The sequence below is a fragment of the Paenarthrobacter sp. CCNWLY172 genome (assembly GCF_037402035.1).
Lineage (GTDB): Bacteria > Actinomycetota > Actinomycetes > Actinomycetales > Micrococcaceae > Arthrobacter.
The window spans coordinates 402,094-422,136 of sequence record NZ_JBBEGB010000002.1 but is presented as its reverse complement, the minus strand read 5'-3'; the positions used below and the strand labels follow the sequence as shown (position 1 = coordinate 422,136).

Sequence of the window (20,043 nt, the reverse complement as noted above, 5' to 3'; positions counted from 1 at the left end):
TCGTCAGTCACAAGGATCGTGCCGGCGGCCTGTGCGCAGGATCCGGGATGCCTGCGATCAACCTTGCAACGTCAAAGAAGTCGAAACGGCGACGGGCATCAGTAGCCGGGGTGGCGGCGCCGGTCAACCAACCGAAAACTTCCCTGGGGCAACACACCATGCAGCCAGCGAAGGAAAAACGTGAGCGCCCGGACGTGTTGCCCGCGAAGAAGCCCAACGGTATCCACCCAGTTCAAACTCGTCGCGGCAAAGGAGAGGCCAGCTGGGCCCTATTAAACGACAACCCAAAGCAGGATATCGAGACGGATGCTGGATGGCGTCGAGTGAGATTGGGAACCTCGCAGGGGACGGGTAAGCGGCGCTGAGCTCCGCCGATATTATGGGCGTAGGTTCAGCGGTCTGATACTCGTTCCGTTCTTGATGAGCCCGAGCAGGTCATCTTGGCGAGCCTGGCCTAGGGTCAGCCTGTATTTCGCGAGCCCGTGGAGCATGTGCTCGGTTCTGGCCACATCTCGGCTTAGTGGATGATCGAGAAGCCGCCGCTCGATCTTGTACGGGCCTGGATGTATCCAGTGGGGCGCAAACTCTGTGCGCGGTTCCACAGGCTCGGTGGAGATCTCGGAAGTCGCGACGTCGAACAACTTTTGCCATGGATCGGTAACGCCCGGCTGCAGAGCCGATTTGTTATACGTGTGGGCAACGTTTTTTCGGACCGCATGACCCAAATACCGGTGCACGCGACCCTCCCTTTGCTCGAAGTCCACCGGGTTGGTCGGTACATTCCAGTGGATGACGGAGTGCGCCCACCAGTGAAAGTCGATGCCTTCCTGACCCACGGAAGTCGAAGCCAATACGAATGGCCAAAACGGGCTATTGAAGGCCCGGCGGACATCGGGCATCCGCGTGCTGTCGCCGTCGTCTGTACGGGCGTTGCTGTAACGAACTGCGAATCGGACACCCATGCGGAGGTCATCATGGGACTTATCCGGATACTTGGCGAGCAACTGCGCAGGTTTGATTGAAAGGGAGAGCCGGATGTCGTCTGCGATTGCCCTCAGATCATCGACAGAGACTGAACCCTGGGCCTGCTGACTGCGCAACTGGAACACGTACTCATCTAATACGGCTTGAAGATTTCCGCTCTCGCAGTAGCGAAGGACTTTCTGCCAGTAGTCGCCTTCGGGGTAGAGGGTGTCCAACAGCTCGGTGACATCGAGCCTGTTGAATAGTGTCCTCAGGCCAGCAGCAGCGCTCGCCGCTGCTTTCCAGAGCTCGCTTTCATCGAAGCTGTCAGAAACGATGCGACTTAGCGCACGGTAAAGACAGTTTGCAGGTGAGTTCACAGCCAAGTCTTCTATGCCGTCCTCCCAACCTACGGAGGGTTGGTTGGCCACCGCCACCAAGCGATCCGCATGGGCAAGGTAAAGTGCGGAATCGGAGCTTCCCTCTTCCTCGTCCACGTCAGATGCACTTCCAGCTTTGCGGATCTCCTCGTCGATCCTTCGCAGCTCTTGTCGTGCCAGCTTTGGACGGTGGCTCCAGGCTTTTGGCAGTGCCCCCGGGATCGAGAAGTATGAAGCCCATGTGCCGAGCCGGAGTGGGGGCTCGGCAACTGTTCCTCTGATCAGTTTCTGGCCGCATTCACGCACCCGCGCTTTGATGGTGGCGCTATCGGCGGCTGAGCCCTCGTGTGCGGCCCTGATCAGGGGATCGCCGGCACGAGCCAGGGCAGCATGCGGAACAAACAAGGCAAGTGCGGACATGGCAAGTGGCTCACCGTTGCGAACGTTGTAGCGGAGGCGGCCGCGGAAGCGCTTGCGGGCTTCGGCAGTGTTCTCGCCATGAATTTTGGAGCCGCTCATAATATTTCGTTCGGCCTCGTAGGAGAGCAGCGTAGTGATGGCTGTGGGGGCAGCATTCCAAGCTGAAAAGATGAGCTGCTTAGTGACGGTTCCTCTTAGTTGGGCGAATGGACCAGAGGGCTTCACATAAGGGAGTGATGGAGGCATCCATAACAATTTCCACCAGTCCTGGCCGACGGTGTGTTTGCTCACGGCTCGGAACTTTGCGTTGTCCGTTTCAATGTGCCTGTATTGCCGATGAACCTCGGGGTCGATGGTCATGAGGTCTGACAGAGTCGGGTCGACGGCAGCATGGTCACAGTGGATTTTGTCATCCAGCATCCGACCAACCTTGTAGTCGGTAAGGAAGTGCGCGAACATCGGCACGGATTTCCAATACTCCATAGGGCTGCCAGATCCGGCTGCTTGGAACATTTTGGCCAACGACCGATAGCTGGCGAGATCGGCGGCGCGGACATCGGTTGGTGACATATCGATGCACGTCAGCATATTGTCGACACCCAGCTGCGGCCTTTCGGTGCGGCTCATGAAGAGTTTCAGGCGACTTTCAATTCTTCGAGTGAGTTCCTCGTTGTTCACCTGTCTCATGAGATGTGAACGGCGTGAGTCCAGTTCGGCATCGAGCGCCTCGATGTAGTCCGTTCGCCCGTTGCTGAGAAAACGCAGGAGCTGGCGGAAATCGGCTGCGTGATCGTCGCCGTCGGATTCACTGGCACCCGTATGGGCTTTATAGGGCGTGGCTGAGAGCAAGACGAGCTTTGCTCCCTCATAGTTCAAGAATTGCCTGGCTAGCTCGGCTGCCGGATCTTCCCCGTCGTTGGTTGTCGAAGGTTCATAGAGAAGATCGCGGAACCGCTGGAACTCGTCCAGGATTATCAGGTCTGGTTCCAAGCATTCGAGGGCAGCCTTAGCCAAGTCTCCGCGAAGCCCACCGATAACCGCTGGCATCTTAGAGCGGACAGCGGCAGGCCCAACACCCAACGCCTCCTCCAACAATCGATCGAACGCGGATAGGTTTCCAGAGCGGGTGGCCAAATCATGAAACCTTCCAACGACCGACTCCACTATCCCTTCGGGGTAGACGTCACTCAGCCTTCTGACCTCCCCATTGAAGTTCTTGGCCTTGGACTGTGACCGCAGGAGTTCGATCGCAACGTCATGCTGGTCGCTGCAGAAAGCTCCAAGCTGTCGGAGGATAAGGAAGAGCACAGCTCGCTCGCGTGCTTGACCCGGCGCGTTGCTCACGTTGAACGACGTGCCTGGAGTCAGTGAAATGAAGTTCACCCTTTTCCGGGTGCCGGGATGGGGCGCCGCGTTCAGCTTTCCGAGTTCCGTCGGAAGAAGCGTCAGCCGGCCCGACTCAATGATGTCCTTCTGGCCTGTTACGTTCAGGCGTGCCAGATTCTGTTTTGCCAAATCAGAGTTTGAGCACACATAGACGATGTCAATTCGGTCTACATCCGAATCAGGCTGGTCCAGGCGTTCAATGGCCTTCGCAATAATGCCGCGTGCAACCATGCTTTTCCCAAGCCCGGTTTCGTCCGCCACCAGAAACCGATCTGCGGTTTCGTCATCGAGGTAGAACCGGTGGAACACATGGTCTACCGTCCGGCGCTGAAAGTGACGGAGTCCCCTCAGAGCAGGTTCTGAGTCAAACGTCATTTGGTGTCTCCAGCTCCAGTGCCTCTACAGCCGCTGTCCAAAGGGAATGCAGCTCGAGTACTTCCCTGTCATCGCCCCGATGTGCCAGTAACCGGTCCATGACAACCTGGAGGTCGGCGAAAACCTGCCCGGAATCTGGGTTGGCCAAGGCTCCCACCATGGCTTCAAACAAACCTGACGTCGAAGAATTGGTAAATCCGGACGCAGCGGATAGCCAGTTCGCGCCTGTGACCCCTCCTATCCCGACATCTTCGGGAGTGAGGAAAAGGAGCAGGAATTGTCGGAGCTTTTGAGGATCGTTCAACTGGCGCGCAACAATTTCGTCAAGCCGTCCCGGAAGATCGGCCAGCAGGATTCCTTGGATGACTGTGCTCTTGGAGAGCCCTGCCTCTGGGTCCTTTATGGTCAGTAACAAATACGGCGTGACCTCAGCGAGTGGAACTGCATGGAACCGTTGGCTTGGGCCGCCGTCGGGGGGAACGACGGCGGCCGTTACCTGGGGGAGCGACAGGAGCCTAAGGGTTGCGGTGTACTGGGGCTTAGGTTTCCAGTTGTGGCTTAGCTCGATCGCGTAGGTCCCCAGGCTGTCCGGATGGGCCTCAACGAGGAATTGATGGGATGCTGCCGCCCGAAGCTCCTTCTCGAGGCTGAGAGCGGCTTGGTCTTCGTCGGAAGGTCTTTGGCCGCCTTTGCCGATGTACTCCTCGAACGGGACTTCCTTGAGGCTGTCTATGATGCGCTGGACGCCGATCCGTTTCTTGGCGCCCCGTAGCTCTAGGAGGAACTCGACGTTGGTGCTGAAGGCGGCAGCAGTGGCATTGGCGGATCCCAACAGAACATAGGTGTAATGGTCGAAGTCGTAGAAGTAGGCTTTGGCGTGCAATCCCGATAGGTCTTCCGCGAGATATCGAAAGCCTTCCTGATCGGATGAAGCTTGGCCCGTACTTGATGACTCAGGGATGCCGCGTTCATCGAAGGACTTGAAGGAGCTGCGACGTTCGGACACGGTGTCTTCTTGAAGCAAGTCGAGTTGGTCACTGCGCGAGTACACATGGAGATTCCGCATCCACGGGTCTCGTAACCGTGTCAGGAGAGTGTCATCCAGGAATGGTGAGATGACTAGTTTCTCAAAGCCCAGAAAAGCGGCATCTCCAGTCTTTCCATTGAGGGCCCGGAACTTATTTGGCTCCTGCAAATGGCCTGCAATTGAACCCTGTTCGAACTCTTCACCCATACCCATGGGTCTGAACGCGAGTTTCTGGATATCTTCCGGCAACTCCCAACTCACCTTCGACAATCGAGAGGCAAGTCCACGTAAGCGAGCCAGCCTGTCGGCGTCGAGCTTTACTGTGCAAAGCTCGGGCAGTTTTTCGATGAAACGAGCCAGCGGCCCGCTGTCAGGGCGGGTGTTTTCGGACTCGGACTTGAGCTCTCCGTCGAGCCGCACCAAGAGATCCCAGCTGGCGTCGGCGGTCAGATTGCGGCTGGAACATAGGAAGCGGTAGCGCCGTTCAGTGCCTTTCTCGAATTCAAGCACCCAAACCTTTGGGTGAAACAGACCCCGCTTGACGCTGACCTGGTGGACCATGGGCTCAAGCATTGCCAGCAAATCTGATGCGTCCCTAGGCGCTTGAATGTGTCCTGCTTGGCAGAATATGTCCACACGATCAGACACTTTGCGCAAGGCGCTGAGAACGGCAACCGAATTTGTGTAGTCCTCGCCGTTGCCCGCGACAAAGCTTAGTGGAACAGAAAGTGCGCTCGTCATGTCCAACGTGAACGTCGTGCCCACGGCGTGTACTAGCCGAAAGCCCGATGGAGGGCGGAGCATCTGACTGAGAGCCTGCCGATTCGTGGCGTCAAGCATTTACGGAAGCCTCCATTGCCAAGCCAGCATGGATGTCCAAAACGGTCCGCCGCACCTGCAACCATCGGAAGCTAAGTGGCGTAACTGAAGTCGGCGGCTGCCAAGCGCGGAGGCGGCGCTCATTTTGGAAACGGGAGTTCGACTTCTTCGTTAACCTCTCGCGGGTCATGACCCGATCGCAGAATTCCTCATTGTCTATCATCCTGGCAGGGCTCCTAGCAGCCTCAATCGCTGACCGCATGAACCCTGCCGTGCTGGAATTGATGCCTCGATTCAATGATGCGGCACGAGTTAGATAGTCGTCTAAGTTCCAGTTGCCAAGCAGCCCGCGCTTGGCTTCGCGCTCCTCTTCCCAAGAATTGAGTAGGCCTTGCGTCTGTCCGACGACGTCCTCCTCTGGCGAGAATGCGGCGCGGGAGTGCTCGCTAAGTAGCCGCTGGTAGAGGATGGTCGCCCCATTGTGGATTAGTGAGAAAACTTCCGCGTCCCTCAGCCACTGACCGGGTTCACCTCCGACCGTTTGGCAAACAGGATCCAGCCACGGTGCCCAGTATCGCGGGTCCGGGCTGGCGTCGGAGCCCACGAGATAAGCCAGCATGCTTCCTGGGCAGGCGATCATCATTCGTTCTCGAAGCCAGCTGGCTTCTTCGTGAGACAGCGTCAAACCCCGTTCGTCGGACTGAGGAAAGCCCGACGGGGGTGTGGGAATGCTGGGGTTCCACACGTGGGTCGTGTCGTCCCCATCCTCCGGGATCGGCGCATTCATACACATCAATTGTGCGACTGAGCTTCGTTCAGCGTCCGGGCTGACAATGCCAAAGCGGCGCAACGCAGACCAGTAAGCGGCTGAGGGGAGTTGCTTCACGTTCCGGCCGGCGTCGCTCCCGATATAGCTTTCGACGCCCAACTCCTTGAACCTGCCAATCAAACGACGCTCGGACTCATCCGATCGTTTCCGCAGCTCCTCCGGATTCTTGGTACCGCGGTGTTCGGTCAAGTATGACCATGGCACCAGGAGCATGTAACGCGCTCCGGCGTGCAGAACCGATGTTCCGGGAAACAGGCTGTTGCTGATGACATCGCGCAGTTGACCGAGTCCGAGGTCGTCTGTCGTTTCCGGGCTGCCAAACAGTTTGACGAGCTCGCGCATCTTTGCGTTTTCCTCTGTGGAGGCATCAAGCCAAGAGATGAGGGACGGCATTCCTTGGTAACCTCCGGTTGAATCTTGCTCAGGAGGCTCGAGCGGCCACCCTACTCTTGTCACAGCTGCGCTATGCATTACATGTCGCTCCTGAACGATAGCGCAGCAAGCATGCCGACGCGTGAGAAGTCGACATCGCCGGATTGTCCGTTTCCTCTGGGGACACCGGACGCGCATTGTCCTAGGCTGTGACGCAGTCTGTCGCTCGAACAGGGACAAAGTCAGCACCATGCGGTGGACTATGTAAAACTGGCATCCGAACAGCTGCTAAAACTACATGGGGGTTGCACATGAGCGTCGACACGGACGTGACTTCGACGTCGCCACTGACAGGCGTCCCTACCGAGGGTCAACTGGTCGAGGTGAGGGGCTCCCGCTGGGTCGTCACCGACGTTCAACGGCAGGGGCTGACCCGAAGCCCGGCAGACGAGGGCATCCAATCAAGCCAGCATGCCGTTGCACTCCAATCCGTCGAAGACGACCGGTTGGGGCATGAGCTCAAGGTTGTGTGGGAACTGGAACCGGGACGCATGCTCGTCCCGAACAAGGATCTACCGGACAAGATCGACGCCGATCGCTTCGACGATCCTGAGACGCTCGCCGCCTTCATTGACGCGCTTCGCTGGGGTGCCGTCACGTCTGCCGACGCCAAGCAGTTCCAGGCTCCCTTCAGGAGCGCTGCCAACGTTGAGGCGTACCAGCTGGATCCCTTGCGCCGCGCTCTCGAGGCATCGCGGGCCAACCTCCTTCTGGCTGACGACGTCGGACTCGGCAAAACCATCGAGGCCGGTCTCGTCGTCCAGGAACTCCTTCTCCGCCACCGCGCCCGCACTGTCCTCGTCGTATGCCCTCCAAGCCTTTGCCTGAAATGGCAGGACGAGATGGAAGACAAGTTTGGTCTCCGGTTCGAAATCATCAACAGCGAGTCCATCGTTGACGTCCAGAAGACATACGGACCACAGGCCAACCCTTTCCTCCTTTACCCCCGGGCGATCGTGTCGATGGCCTGGCTCTCGCAGCCTCGTGCCCAGCGGATGCTCCGCAACATCTACTCGGAGGTCAAGAACCCAACCAATGCCAGGCAATTCGCCTTTGACATTCTTGTGGTGGACGAGGCTCACCACGTGGCACCGTCATCCCCATCCGGCAAGGGAGGCGGGGGCTATGCAGTGGACAGCCTGCGGACCATTGCGGTGCGCGAGCTCGCGGATGCCTGTGAGAACCGGCTCTTCCTTAGCGCCACCCCGCACAACGGCTATGCGGAGTCGTTTACTGCGCTCCTGGAGATGATCGATCCCCGCCGTTTCGCACGCGGCGCGGCCTTGGACCAGGAGGCACTCAAGGCCGTTGCGATCCGCCGACGGAAGGATGACCTTCCGGAAAAAGGATTCAAGGCCCGAGAAGTCAAAGCACTGCCCTATACACCGACTGGGGATGAGGCAGACGCCTACGAACGGCTCCTCGAGTTCACCACCAGGCGGGACAAGGCTGCGAGGCGGCGGACCGGCTCCAGCGACCTTGTGACGTTGCTGCTCAAGAAGCGTTTCTTCTCATCCCCCCCTGCGTTCGCTATGACGGCGGAAGCATTCGTCTCCACCAATGACTGGAAATTCGCCAACCGGTCCGCCGGCTACGACGAAACCCTCGGGGCGGAGGCCGCTGACGAAGAAGAAGGCCTTCTGGAACACCCGGAGATGCAGACCCTGGAAGCCGCGCGCTCTGGACAAAAGCTGTCTGAAGGGGACCGGGACCTCCTCCAGGAGCTCGCCGCATGGGGCCGTGAATATGAAGGCCGGGCGAACTCCCGTTTGGACACACTTGTGGAATGGCTCGACGGCGTCTGCCGCACCGACGGCCCCAACGGCACCAAGCTTTGGACCGACGAACGCGTCGTGATTTTCACCGAGTACGTGGACACCCTGAACTGGATCCGGGACGTGCTGCAGAGCAACGGGTATGCGGATGGCAGGCTCGAGGTCATTGAAGGCGCGACTGACAAGGAAGAGCGGGAACTGATACGGGCAAGGTTTAGTGCGCCGCCCTCAGAACAACCCGTCCGGATTCTGCTGGCGACGGATGCCGCGGGTGAAGGCATCGACCTGCAAGAGCATTGCCACCGCCTGATCAACTTCGATATTCCTTTCAACCCCACCCGGCTGGAGCAGCGGATCGGCCGGATTGATCGGTACGGCCAGGCTCACAATCCCCAGGTCTTTCACTTCACGCCAGTCGGGGAGTCCAAGGCGTTGCTGAGTGGAGATGCGGCGTTTCTCGCTCGAATCGCCGACAAGATTGCGCGGGTACGCAATGACTTGGGTTCAGCCAACGAGGTAGTTGCCCCAGACATCCAGCGACAGCTCGGAGGTTGGGATGTCCCTAAGGCGGCGCCGAAGAAGAATACGGCCGAAGACACCATTAACAAGATGCTCGCAGGCGGCCAGGAATTGAACCGCAAGCTGACCCATCTGGAAGAGGGACTGGAGAAAGACCGAGGCGAACTGCACCTAAATCCGGCGAATCTGCAGCGTGTTGTGGCGACTGCACTCGAGATGGACCGCCAGCCGCCGTTGAGGGACGCTGGCAGTGAAGACACTGATGCGCCCGTTTTCGAGGTACCGGTGTTGGAACCACGCTGGTCACGAACCGTCGATGCGCTCGCCACACGACTCAATCCCGGTCTCCAGCGCAAGATTACGTTCGACGCCGAGGGATCCAAGGAAGACAGGGACCTCGTCCACGTCCATCTTGGACACCCTTTAGTCCAGCGATCCTCCCGGATTCTCCGATCCGAGATGTGGAATCCAGATGCACGCATCAGCCGGGTGACCGCAGTGGTGGTCGAAGGACTTCAGGAGTCCTTTGTTTCGGCTGCTAGTCGCCTCGTGCTGGTAGGCAAGGGCGGTATCAGGCTCCACGAGGAAGTCTTCTTCGCAGCAACACGGCTCAACCGCCGCCAAGCCATCGCGCAGGGCAGCGTCGAGAAACTCCTTGCTGACGCACTCGATGCCGGACGTTTGGTGGAGGCTCCAGAACCGCACCGAATCGCATTGGCAGAAATCTGGAACACCGAGGCGGAATCGGTTTCCATGAAGCAACGCGTCCAACAGATCGTGGATGAGACTGCGGCCAAACGCGCCGACAAGGTCCGTGGAGCCCTGGAGTCACGGCGCACGGAAGACCGCAAGCGAGTCGATGAAATTTTCAGCCGCTTCAAGAACACCCTCCAGGGGACGCTGACCGGTCTGAAGGAAGCCGAAGAGGACATGAACATCCCGCTGTGGGACGACGCCGAGAAGCGGCAAAGGGAACAAGACGTTCTCCGCATCAGAGTCAGACTCGATGCGCTGGAGAGCGAAAAGGAAAAGGAGCTTGCAACAGTGGAGCGTCGATACCAGGATGTGAGTCCCCAAACGCTGGCGGCCGCGGTTGTCTTTGCTCTGACCCCTGAAGACGCTCAGCTTTCGGTTGAAGAAGCGCGAAACAGGTGGGCCAAGTAATGATGAATTTCGCCACACGCAATGCTTTGCAGAAGAAGGCCCAAGAATCACATGCCGCCTGGATCCAGGCCTTTGACACCGAGGGTCCGTTCATTTCGATCCCGGTCGCCAAGAAGACTTGGGGCGACGTGGTTCCCCGGCTCTCTGCCGAGGCCCACGAGGCATTTCGGCTCCGTTTTGCCGACTTCGTCAAGGCCTACGACGCTCTGGATGCGGCCCGGCTGAACGCGCTCAGCGGACTGTCGGCGGCAACGGAGCAGCTCGAGGCTCAAGAGGGACTTTTCCGCGATATCCAGGGGGAGTGGGTCTCCTTCGTCCTGCGGGACTTGGCGAAGTGGGGAGAACGATTCGAGACGTTCACCGCCCCGAATCCCGAATTTGCAGCCCACAGCCCCAATGGCACTGCCACCACCTCAGCTAGCGGCCGCTTGCTGAGGGACGGCAAGCCATACGCTCTGCTGCTGACCGTCGACCCCGTGGACAGTCTCCGCCAGGACGGAAAGGACGGCTGGTCCGCGAATCTCATCGACCGGATGGGGGAGATGCTGCGAAACGCCGAGATCGCCTGCGGCGTCGTCACCGACGGGCGATGGTGGTCTGTCGTCTGGGCCGACACCCGCAAGGACGCAACCAGGGTTTCAACCATCGGCAGCGGTATCACTGATGGTCTGAACTGGGCCAGCGACCTTCTCACCCGGGACGCCTACGTCAACCTGGTAAGCCTCAAATCGCTCTCCGGGGCCGACGAAAGCCAGCGGCTCGACGCCCTCATCGGTGACAGCCTGCTGGACGCTGAACAAATTACCGAGTCCTTGGGCACTCAGGTCCGCGGCGCCGTAGAACTCCTGATCCAGGCCTTCTCCGAAAGCTCGCTCAACGCCCGGAAGCTCGGGCTGCCCGAGCCGCTCCCGGCTGAGACACACCACGCTTATGAGGCTGCCGTAACGGTCATGATGCGTGTGGTGTTTCTGCTCTTCGCCGAAGAGAGAGGCCTCATGCCGAACGGAGAAATGTACCGCACGGCATACTCGATGGCCGGCCAGCTGGACGAACTGGATGAACGCAGGCGTCACGACGGTGACGAGTCACTTGAGCGGACCGAGGTGTGGCACCGACTGTTAGCGGCAAGCGCGGCGCTCTATGAAGGGGCTTCGTTCGATGATGTCCGTATGCCGGCATACGGCGGTTCACTGTTTGACCCGGAGCGCTTCCCCTGGATGGAGGGGACAGGGGCCACCGGGCTGGCCATCCGTGTCAACGACCGGGTCATGCTCGAAGTTCTCCGATCCGTACAATATGCCGAAACCGGTAGTGGCCGGACAGCAACGCGACAGAAGCTTTCGTTCCGCGACATCGACGTCGAACAAATCGGCTACATCTACGAAGGTCTGCTGGGCTACACCTGCAAACGCGTGCCCGAAGGACAAATCGTCCTGGGCATTGTAGGAAAGAAGGGATTAGAGCCGGAAATCTCCATCGACAAGCTCGAAGAGCTTTACCGGGAGGCCGACGGCGACGATGCCGCCTTGGCCAAGAAACTCATCGAATTCTGGAAAACCGACCAGCCGAGTACCGTAGCGAAGTCGACTTCGCAGCTGACGAAGGTCCTTGCTGCCATCAATAACTCCCAGACCGAGGCAGTCGACCTCAAAATCCGCCATCTGATTGAAGACGACGAGCGGCGCAACCAGATCGCCAGCTGGGGCAACCTCATCCGGCGCGACCTCCGTGGGATACCGTTTGTGATTCCCGAAGGGGGCCTGGTAGTTCAGGAAACGAAGTCCCGGGCCAACGCCGGGGCACACTACACGCCTCGTTCCCTGGCCGAGGAGGTGGTGCTTCACGCCCTCCAGCCGCTCTGTTACGAGCCGGGACCTCTGCAGACTGCCGATTCAAACGTCTGGAAGCTCAAGAGCTCGACCGAGATCCTGAACCTTCGTATTGCGGACATCGCAGTCGGCTCTGGAGCCTTCCTCGTGGCCGCGGCGCGATACCTGGGAGAACGGCTGCTGGAAGCATGGCAGCAAGAGTCGGTGGCGAGTGCAGACACGACGGGCCGCGACCTCAACCTTGCTATTCGTGAAGTGGTCTCTCAGTGCCTTTATGGTGCCGACATCAATGAGATGGCGGTTGAGATGTGCAAGCTCTCCTTGTGGCTCGTTTCGCTAGATCCTAAGAAGCCGTTCAGCTTTGTGGACGACAAGGTCCTACACGGAAATTCACTTCTGGGACTAACCGACGTCAAACAGTTGCGGGGGCTGCACATCAATCCTTCAGCTCGACGAATAGATAACCCCGGATTCACCGTAGATGTGGAAACGCCCCTGCAGAAAGCCGCAGACATTCGTGCGAAACTCGCCTCCCCCATAGCAGACCAAGCCGAGCTTGATCCGCAGAGAAGCGCGAAACACAAGAAGGCACTATTGGCCGAGTCGAAAGCCGTCACTGATCACCTTCGCACGATAGCTGACGGCATTATTGCGGCGGGCCTCAAAGTGGGCGGGAAACCCGGTAAGGCTCTGGAAGAGGCTTACGAGAATCTTTCATTTGCGCTCCTCAAGGCATCACCGACCTCTGCTGCCGACGCGGATTCGAGGATGCTCGAATCAATTATTTCTTCAGGACTGGCGCCAACGGTTGAAACGGACTACCCCAGGTGGAAGCCCCTCCACTGGATAGTGGAGGTTCCGGATGTAATGATCGGCCACGGAGGATTCGATGCAGTTATTGGAAATCCGCCATTTCTTGGTGGATCTAAGCTGTCCCCGAGCATGGGTGAAAATGTGCGGCTCTGGCTCGTCAATCAGATTGCTGACGGCCGTCGTGGCAGTGCCGATTTGGTTACCTACTTCTTCTTGCGGACTCGATCCCTACTGAACACGAACGTCGGCCAGCTCGGCCTCATAGCTACGAACTCAATCGCACAAGGCCTCAGTGAAGAGGTAGGACTCCGAGCGATGATTCGAGATGGCTACACGATATGTCGTGCCATACGAAGCGAAAGCTGGCCGGCACGTAGTGCCAATCTGGAGTATTCGGTTGTCTGGGCAACGCTCGCTAGTCCAGGCCAGGCAGCTGAGACTTCAGCCGACGGTGTTAAGGGGACGGTCAACTCCTTTCTTACGGTGAGCGGTCGAGTGAACGGCGAGCCACGGAAGTTACGGGAGAACGCTGGGCTGAGTTTCGAGGGTTCCAAGCTGACCGGACAAGGCTTTGTTTTGACCGAAAAGGATGCTCTAGAGATGCTCCGAGCGGATTCATCGAATGCGGAGGTGGTTTTTCCTTACCTGAATGGGGAGGACCTCAACACATCGCCGACACTCTCCCCTAGCCGATGGGTAATAGACTTCTTTGATCGAGAATTGCCTGAGGCCGCGCGGTACGAGCTTCCGTTCGAGAGAGTAGAGCGTCTCGTCTACCCGGAACGGCTCTTGAATAACCGTAAGGCAACGCGGGAGCGATGGTGGCAATATGCGGAGAAGCGGCCCGGGATGGTTGCCGCCCTCTGTGAGCTGTCCCAGACTGTTGTAATTGCTAAGGTGAGCAAGACCCTAATGCCATGCATGGTGCCGACGGGCCAAGTCTTAGACGCAAAACTTGTAGTTTTCGCATCAGATTCGTTTGGGTTGTTGGCCGTTCTTTCATCGGGCATACATCAGCAGTGGGCGGTGCATTTTGGGACAACGATGCGGAACGACGCGACCTACACTCCCAGCAATATATTCGAACCATTCCCCCGACCTGCTCATTTTGTCGACTTAGAGGAACTGGGTAGGAAGCTCCATCAGACACGGTCGGAAATCATGGTGCGGCGTGGACTTGGGCTGACTAAGCTCTACAACCTCGTCAACTCGTCGGGGACCCGTTCGGATCCGGACATCACCCTGTTGCGGGAACTCCACCGTGACCTGGATCGAATCGTCTTGACTGCGTACGGCTGGGAGGAAATCGAGCTGGACCACGGGTTCTACACTTACAAGAAAGTCGAACGCTGGACATTTTGCCCCGAAGCCAGGCAGGAGATATTGGACCGGTTGGTCGAAGAAAACCACCGCCGAGCAGCTTTTGAAGCTGAAAGTGAAATCAGCGGGCGTAGCCGGACACCCGGAAATAAGAAAGCGGTTCAGTTCGTTGTCGCTCAGGAGAAGATGTTCTGATGATGTCGACCTCATTTGAAGCTCGCGAGGATTTCGTTGACCTTCTGCGCTTGAATCTATTGGGGCCACGCCTTGGGGAAACTGAGACTCTGACCCAGAGCCCGCGAGACGCCTACCTCGTGGGCGCGTTGGCGCCGTCGTCTCTGGAACCGGCTGTCGTCGAAGGCAAAGTGGCACTTGCGCCAGAAGACGAGGGCGACGAAGCTGCCCAACGTCTTTCCTGGGCAGACCCCAAGGCGCAGCGTGGCGTCGGAGTCGAAGCAGAAGAGGACAACGAGGACGAAACCGAGGACGCTGACGACTCGGGAGTAAAGACGGTGAAGAAGGGCTTGATGGCGCCCTCATCCATGGGCATCCGCTTCCAACTTCCTGCCGAGGTGACGGCGGTAAGTGTGATTGCTTCGTGGGGCCGCTACAACACGAGCAAGGTAGTTTCGGAAGCGCCCGCGGAAACGTCAGTCGGAGTCCAGGCCACAAAGCCCAGGAGCGTTTATCAGCGCGAACCCTTCAAGATTGAAGAGACGCTGAGGCTTGGCGAGATGACGCCGGGGGTGACTCAGCGCGTTGTTTTGTCCAAGCCCGTGATCCTGCAAGTGGATCGGTACCTGCAGGATGACGGGACCCAGTTGATCGAGCTGGCCCTGTGCAATGACCTCCCCACGTCTGCCAAGATTCCGTTGTATGACTGGCTCTTCCAGACCCACGTCGAGGTGAACGCCGTCGACGGCTCAGCCGTCTTTCTGCCGAGCCATGACTACCTGAGCGATGACATTGAGCCGCATCTGGACGATGAGGAAAAGGCCCTGGCCTTGCAGTACCGCAATCGTCTGGAGTTCGCTGTGGGCCGCACCTGTTCGGTGACGTGGACCGTGGACGAAGGTGCGCGACGGGCGAGGTCCGTGGAGACCTCCTGGTTGCCTGTCGCTGAAATTGCGCAGACCCAAGCCCCCGCCATGAAGGATGTCGAGCTGGACATGTATGTCCTAGCCAACATCAGCTCGGACAGTGTCGTCGCTGCCCTAATGCCCATGGTGGACGGATACGGCACTTGGCTCGCTGAGCAGGAGGCAAAGGCCAAGGCCCTTCCCAACAACCTGCGCGAAACGGCTAAGGATCTCATCGAAGCCGCCGACTACGCCAAGAATCGCCTGGCCGAGGGCATCCAGTACCTCGCGGACCATAAAGCGGCACTGGAGTGTTTCCGCTTCATGAATGCGGCCATGCGCGATCAACGCTTCCAATCCCAGGTTGCACAGGCTCGCGCTGCGGGGGAGGCCGATTCTCTTGAGAGTTCCAAACAGCATGTGCTCGCCGACGCCGGCTACAGACCGCCCGCTTGGCGCGCATTCCAGCTCGCCTTCATACTGATGCAAATCCCTTCCATGGTGGAACCCCACCACCCGCGTCGATCAAGCGCCGCGGCGAACGTAGAACTACTGTTCTTCCCTACCGGTGGTGGCAAGACTGAGGCGTACCTGGGACTGGCGGCCTTCACCTTCGCCATCCGGCGACTGCAGGGAACCGTCAAAACTGGTGACGAATCCGCACAGTTGGACGGCGAGTCCGGCGTCGCCGTCCTCATGCGCTACACCCTCCGCCTTCTCACTGCGCAGCAATTCCAACGCGCAACGGCGCTTGTGTGCGCTGCCGAGATCATCCGCCAGGGCGACACCGCAAAATGGGGCAGCAAGCCATTCACTATCGGGCTCTGGGTGGGCATGAACGTCAGCCCCAAGCGCTTCGATGACGCCAAAGAGCAGATCGACAAAGTCCGGGCCAACAACAGCGCCAAAGCGCACGGTCTCACCGTTCTTCAGGTGAGCCGCTGCCCTTGGTGCGGGACGGCGATCGACGGCCGCAGCCATGTCGAAGCTGATGCCGACCGTCAGCGCATCTACGTGTACTGCGGCGATGATGAGGAAGACTGCCCCTTCACCAAGGGAAGAAGCAGCAAATGGGAGAACCCGGGTCTGCCGATTCTGACGGTGGACGAGGAGATCTATCGGCACCCTCCCACCTTCCTCCTCGGCACCGTGGACAAGTTCGCCCGGCTCTCCCGGGAAGGCGAAGCTGCAAGCCTCTTCGGCTACGTACGGAAATACTGCGAACGCCACGGGTACGTCCACGCGGACACCAGATCTTGCGGCGGGGCGGAAAGGCACAATGCCAAGGCATCGCTGCCTGCGGCCGAAGTGGTCGACTGTGACCGACTGCGACCCCCGGACCTGATCATCCAGGACGAACTCCACCTTATCGCCGGAGCGCTGGGAACCGCCGTCGGACTCTTCGAATCCGTGATCGACGTTGTCAGTTCTTGGACGGATGCCGAAGGGCGCGAAGTGCGACCGCTCATCATCGCGTCAACAGCGACGGTACGAAACGCTCACGAACAAGTTCGGGCGCTCTATGGGCGGACGCCGAGCGTGTTTCCGCCGCAGGTGCTGGATGTTGAGGACACCTTCTTCTCCAAGGAACTCCCCGTCTCCAAGGAGACCCCAGGCAGACGTTACATCGGCGTCTGTGCCCAAGGTGTGCGTCTGACAACAGCTGAGATAACGCTGGCATCATTGCTGCTGCTATCCGGTCAGAAGGTCCTGGATGATTTCGGTGAAGCCGCCGATCCATACATGACGCTTGTTGGCTATTTTAGTGCGACCCGGGAACTCGCCGGTATGAGCCGCTATGTGGCCGACGATGTGGCAACGGCCGTCGGTCGGCCGCGTGAAGATTCTGGGTTCTCGCAGCGGATTCTGGGATATCAGTTGCAGTACGGCGAGCTGACGTCGCGCATTTCTTCCGACGATATTAAGTCGACCCTGGACAAGCTGGCCGTTGAGTTCGATCCTGATGTCCAGTCGACATCGGCCCGTAAGGCTTGGCGCGAGGCCAGAGACGCGGGTAAGACTCTTGAATCGAGGAAAGGCCCGTATCCGTACGACGTGGTACTGGCGACGTCCATGCTTCAGGTGGGTGTCGACGTCGGCCGGCTGGGACTCATGCTCGTTGTCGGCCAGCCAAAGAACACAGCCGAGTATATTCAGGCGTCTTCACGGGTAGGACGTGTCGCGAGCAAGCCGGGAATTGTGGTGTCGCTCGGGAACTGGACACGACCCCGCGACTTGGCCCACTTTGAACAGTTCCAGCACTATCACGACACCTTTTACTCGCAAGTGGAACCCCTGTCAGTGACCCCATATTCGGAGACTTCAATGGATCGCGGGGTGGCAGGCTTGCTGGTATCGGCCGTCCGGGTGATCGAGGGAGCCTCAACTGATGACTCACTAAATCCCGAGCAAAAAGCCGGTCTCGTAGGGTCCCGTTACTCATCGGTTGAAGACGTCGCTAGCCGGCTTGTGTCCCGCGTTGAGTCGGCTTCGGATGAACATCGAGCAGAACGCTTTAAGGATCTCATCCAAATGCGACTTAATTATTGGGACTCAAGGGCCAAGCAGTCCGCTCAAGATTTGGGATTCACTAAGCCAACAAGCGCTAATGCCAACGCCAGTGCATTCCTGCTGAAGAGCCCCGAGGAACTTGACGCCAAAAATATGGACGACTTGTTCCGTGTTGCTAACTCCATGCGTGAAGTCCAGCCCGAGATTAATCTACTGGTGAGCCCCATTAAAGAGAACCTCGTGGCCAACGAGACCAGGCTGGGAGCGGTTGAATGGATCTTTCCAGCTGAGGATGGTGCTAAATGAGTAAACAAGTATTACCCGCGGCATCCGAAATTATCGAACCCGGAGTTAACCTTGACCCTCTGGGAGACGCAGAGGTCTCCAGCAGCAAGAACCGAGCGAAGGTCAGCGGGCAGCGACCAAACGCTTTGTTGTACTCATCGGGCGTAGGGGCCGTCGTCGACCTGCCGAACATGACGGTGATGCCTGCCGGACTTGATGCTTGGGACACCATCTACGCCCGCAGGGAGCACCAGACAACCATCAGCGAGCCCAGACTACTTGATGTGGTGCGTGGGCACTTGGGACCGCAGGTTGAACAGCTTCGCCCGTTCCCTTGGCAGCCCACCGCAAACGGTCACAGGGACGAAGGTAAGGATCTGGGCGTACCTGCGCGAGTGTTCCCACAATGGTTGCGCTGCACCGGATGTGATCGGTTGGCTCGGGTTTCCAGCTCGGTGTTTACCTACAAGAACACAAACCCCTTTAGGCCCGATCAAGCCGGGTTCACTCATGATGGATGCCCGGGACGGTCAAAGGCTGTTGTCGTGGTTAATGGCGCGCCAAAGCCAGAGAAAAAGGGAACAGCGCGCCCCGCCGTTCCAGCGCGGTTCTTATTGGTCTGCACCAACGGCCATGTGGACGAGTTTCCCTATCAAGAATGGGTTCATCGGGGCGGAAAGTGCGCCAAGGCCTCTGGCGCGCCAACGCTTCGACTACAGGATCTGGGAAGCTCAAACCTTACTAAGATCACGTGCTTGTCTTGCAGGGAATCCCGGTTCATGAACGAAGCCTATGGACCGGCAGCTCACGACAAGCTCCCACGGTGTAGGGCCAGGCACCCTCACCTCGACTGGTTCGACCCGAAGGGATGCACAGAGGAAGTCAAAACCCTGATGATCGGTGCGGCGAACCTGTGGTTTTCCTCGCTTGTTTCGACACTAGTGTTGCCGCGCAAGATCGACCGATCCGCGACTGAAGTCGCGAGAGAGTTGAAGGGTGCTCTACATGCGGCTGACCTTGCTCAGGTTCAATCCATTGTGCCGACGGGACTTATCAACGTGCTCCGGGACCAGATCAAGGCGAAGTGCCAGGTGCCCGTTGAGGACTTGACTGACGAGCTCCTTATCCAAGCGGTCGGATTGGCCTCGAGCGGCGAAGACCTGACCAACATTGCCGACACGGACGCTGAGGCGTTCGAGCAGGTGAAGCTCTTGGACCCGGAGTGGCGTGTCTTGAGTGATCCCAGTCAGTTCCCCAAGATCGCGGCGACGTCTGATTTCCAAATTGCCGACGTGTCCCCTCCGGCTGGTGCTGGAAGTCTTGTTGCCGGCGTGGGGGCGGTAAACAAGCTTAAGAAGGTCAATGCCATTGTCGGGTTCACTCGGATAGACGCCCTGGACAGAATCTCCGATCACAAGGGCCGCGTCGTGCCGCTACGTCGCACCAAACCTGAGTGGGTTCCAGCAACGGAAGACCGGGGCGAGGGTATCTTTATCCGCTTTGATGAAGACACCGTTGCTGCGTGGGAGCAGCGGGTGGAGACGTCGGTTGTCTGGGAACGCCATCGACAAGCACACACACGAAACTGGGCGAACCGACTCTCCGAAACCGCCGGGCCCGGAACTGCGGACGAGAGATTTCCACCGCCACGATTCTGGGCTATGCACACGTTCTCGCATGCACTCATCCGTCAGATGACGCTTCAGAGTGGTTATAGCTCTGCCAGCATCGGTGAGCGACTCTACGCCTGGAAGGGCGACGAAGCCTTGCAACCCGCCGCCGGTGTTCTGATCTCAACTACGGCGCCAGATTCTGAGGGAACTTTGGGTGGGCTGGTCGCCCTCAGCGATCCCCGTAAACTCGGGAAACTGATCCGAGATGCGCTTTTACGTGCAACCCGATGCTCATCTGATCCAGTCTGCGGTCAGCGTGTGCCTCACGACCCGGAAGATTTTCTTCACGGCGCCGCTTGCCATTGCTGCCTTTTCAACTCCGAGACGTCTTGCCAGAACTCCAATAGGTTTCTGGACAGGCGATTCATGGTCGACTTGCCAGCGTCCAGCGAAGCTGATGGCGAGAAGATACCGAGTCTCTTCCAAGCACTTCTGGAAGGATGA

Annotated in this window: 7 protein-coding genes; 4 read left to right on the top strand and 3 right to left on the bottom strand. The window is 58.7% G+C overall.

The features are described from left to right. Positions 1-377: 377 nt before the first annotated feature. The 3 genes from WBN73_RS04645 to WBN73_RS04635 all read right to left on the bottom strand — a co-directional run bounded on the left by WBN73_RS04645 (position 378) and on the right by WBN73_RS04635 (position 6,592). Complete coding sequence (locus WBN73_RS04645) at positions 378-3,524, bottom strand: DEAD/DEAH box helicase (protein ID WP_337339461.1); 3,147 nt, start codon at positions 3,522-3,524, stop codon at positions 378-380. Beyond that, a complete protein-coding gene (locus tag WBN73_RS04640; protein ID WP_337339462.1) occupies positions 3,514-5,316 on the bottom strand; it encodes a phospholipase D family protein in 1,803 nt (600 codons plus the stop codon). Before WBN73_RS04640 ends, WBN73_RS04645 begins: the two co-directional genes overlap by 11 nt. Before the next feature lie 67 nt (positions 5,317-5,383). Further along, positions 5,384-6,592: a DUF6361 family protein gene (locus WBN73_RS04635; RefSeq protein WP_337339463.1), complete on the bottom strand. Its 1,209-nt coding sequence runs from the start codon at positions 6,590-6,592 to the stop codon at positions 5,384-5,386. Positions 6,593-6,882: 290 nt separating this feature from the next. On the opposite strand from WBN73_RS04635, the gene drmD reads away from it, so the two are divergent. From drmD to WBN73_RS04615, 4 genes are read left to right on the top strand one after another with little or no spacing between them, the layout of a single operon-like run. Further along, on the top strand, positions 6,883-10,089 hold the full coding sequence (gene drmD / locus WBN73_RS04630) for a DISARM system SNF2-like helicase DrmD (RefSeq protein WP_337339464.1): 3,207 nt from the start codon (positions 6,883-6,885) through the stop codon (positions 10,087-10,089). Beyond that, positions 10,089-14,246 carry an Eco57I restriction-modification methylase domain-containing protein gene (locus tag WBN73_RS04625; protein ID WP_337339465.1) on the top strand — a complete coding sequence of 1,386 codons (4,158 nt, stop codon included), beginning with the start codon at positions 10,089-10,091 and terminating at the stop codon, positions 14,244-14,246. The genes drmD and WBN73_RS04625 overlap by 1 nt, the downstream gene beginning before the upstream one ends. Further along, positions 14,246-17,947, top strand: a complete 3,702-nt coding sequence (gene drmA, locus WBN73_RS04620; RefSeq protein WP_337339466.1) for a DISARM system helicase DrmA — start codon at positions 14,246-14,248, stop codon at positions 17,945-17,947. The genes WBN73_RS04625 and drmA overlap by 1 nt, the downstream gene beginning before the upstream one ends. Next, the gene (locus WBN73_RS04615) at positions 17,944-20,043 is read left to right on the top strand and encodes a DUF1998 domain-containing protein (RefSeq protein WP_337339467.1); all 2,100 of its coding nucleotides are present in this window, start codon (positions 17,944-17,946) and stop codon (positions 20,041-20,043) included. Before drmA ends, WBN73_RS04615 begins: the two co-directional genes overlap by 4 nt.

Bases quoted from the DNA above. Each gene is read 5' to 3' on its own strand.
- WBN73_RS04645 (WP_337339461.1), bottom strand. From the start codon at position 3,524: ATGACGTTTGACTCAGAACCTGCTCTGAGGGGACTCCGTCACTTTCAG.
- WBN73_RS04635 (WP_337339463.1), bottom strand. From the start codon at position 6,592: ATGCCGTCCCTCATCTCTTGGCTTGATGCCTCCACAGAGGAAAACGCA.
- drmD (WP_337339464.1), top strand. From the start codon at position 6,883: ATGAGCGTCGACACGGACGTGACTTCGACGTCGCCACTGACAGGCGTC.
- WBN73_RS04625 (WP_337339465.1), top strand. From the start codon at position 10,089: ATGATGAATTTCGCCACACGCAATGCTTTGCAGAAGAAGGCCCAAGAA.
- drmA (WP_337339466.1), top strand. From the start codon at position 14,246: ATGATGTCGACCTCATTTGAAGCTCGCGAGGATTTCGTTGACCTTCTG.
- WBN73_RS04615 (WP_337339467.1), top strand. From the start codon at position 17,944: ATGAGTAAACAAGTATTACCCGCGGCATCCGAAATTATCGAACCCGGA.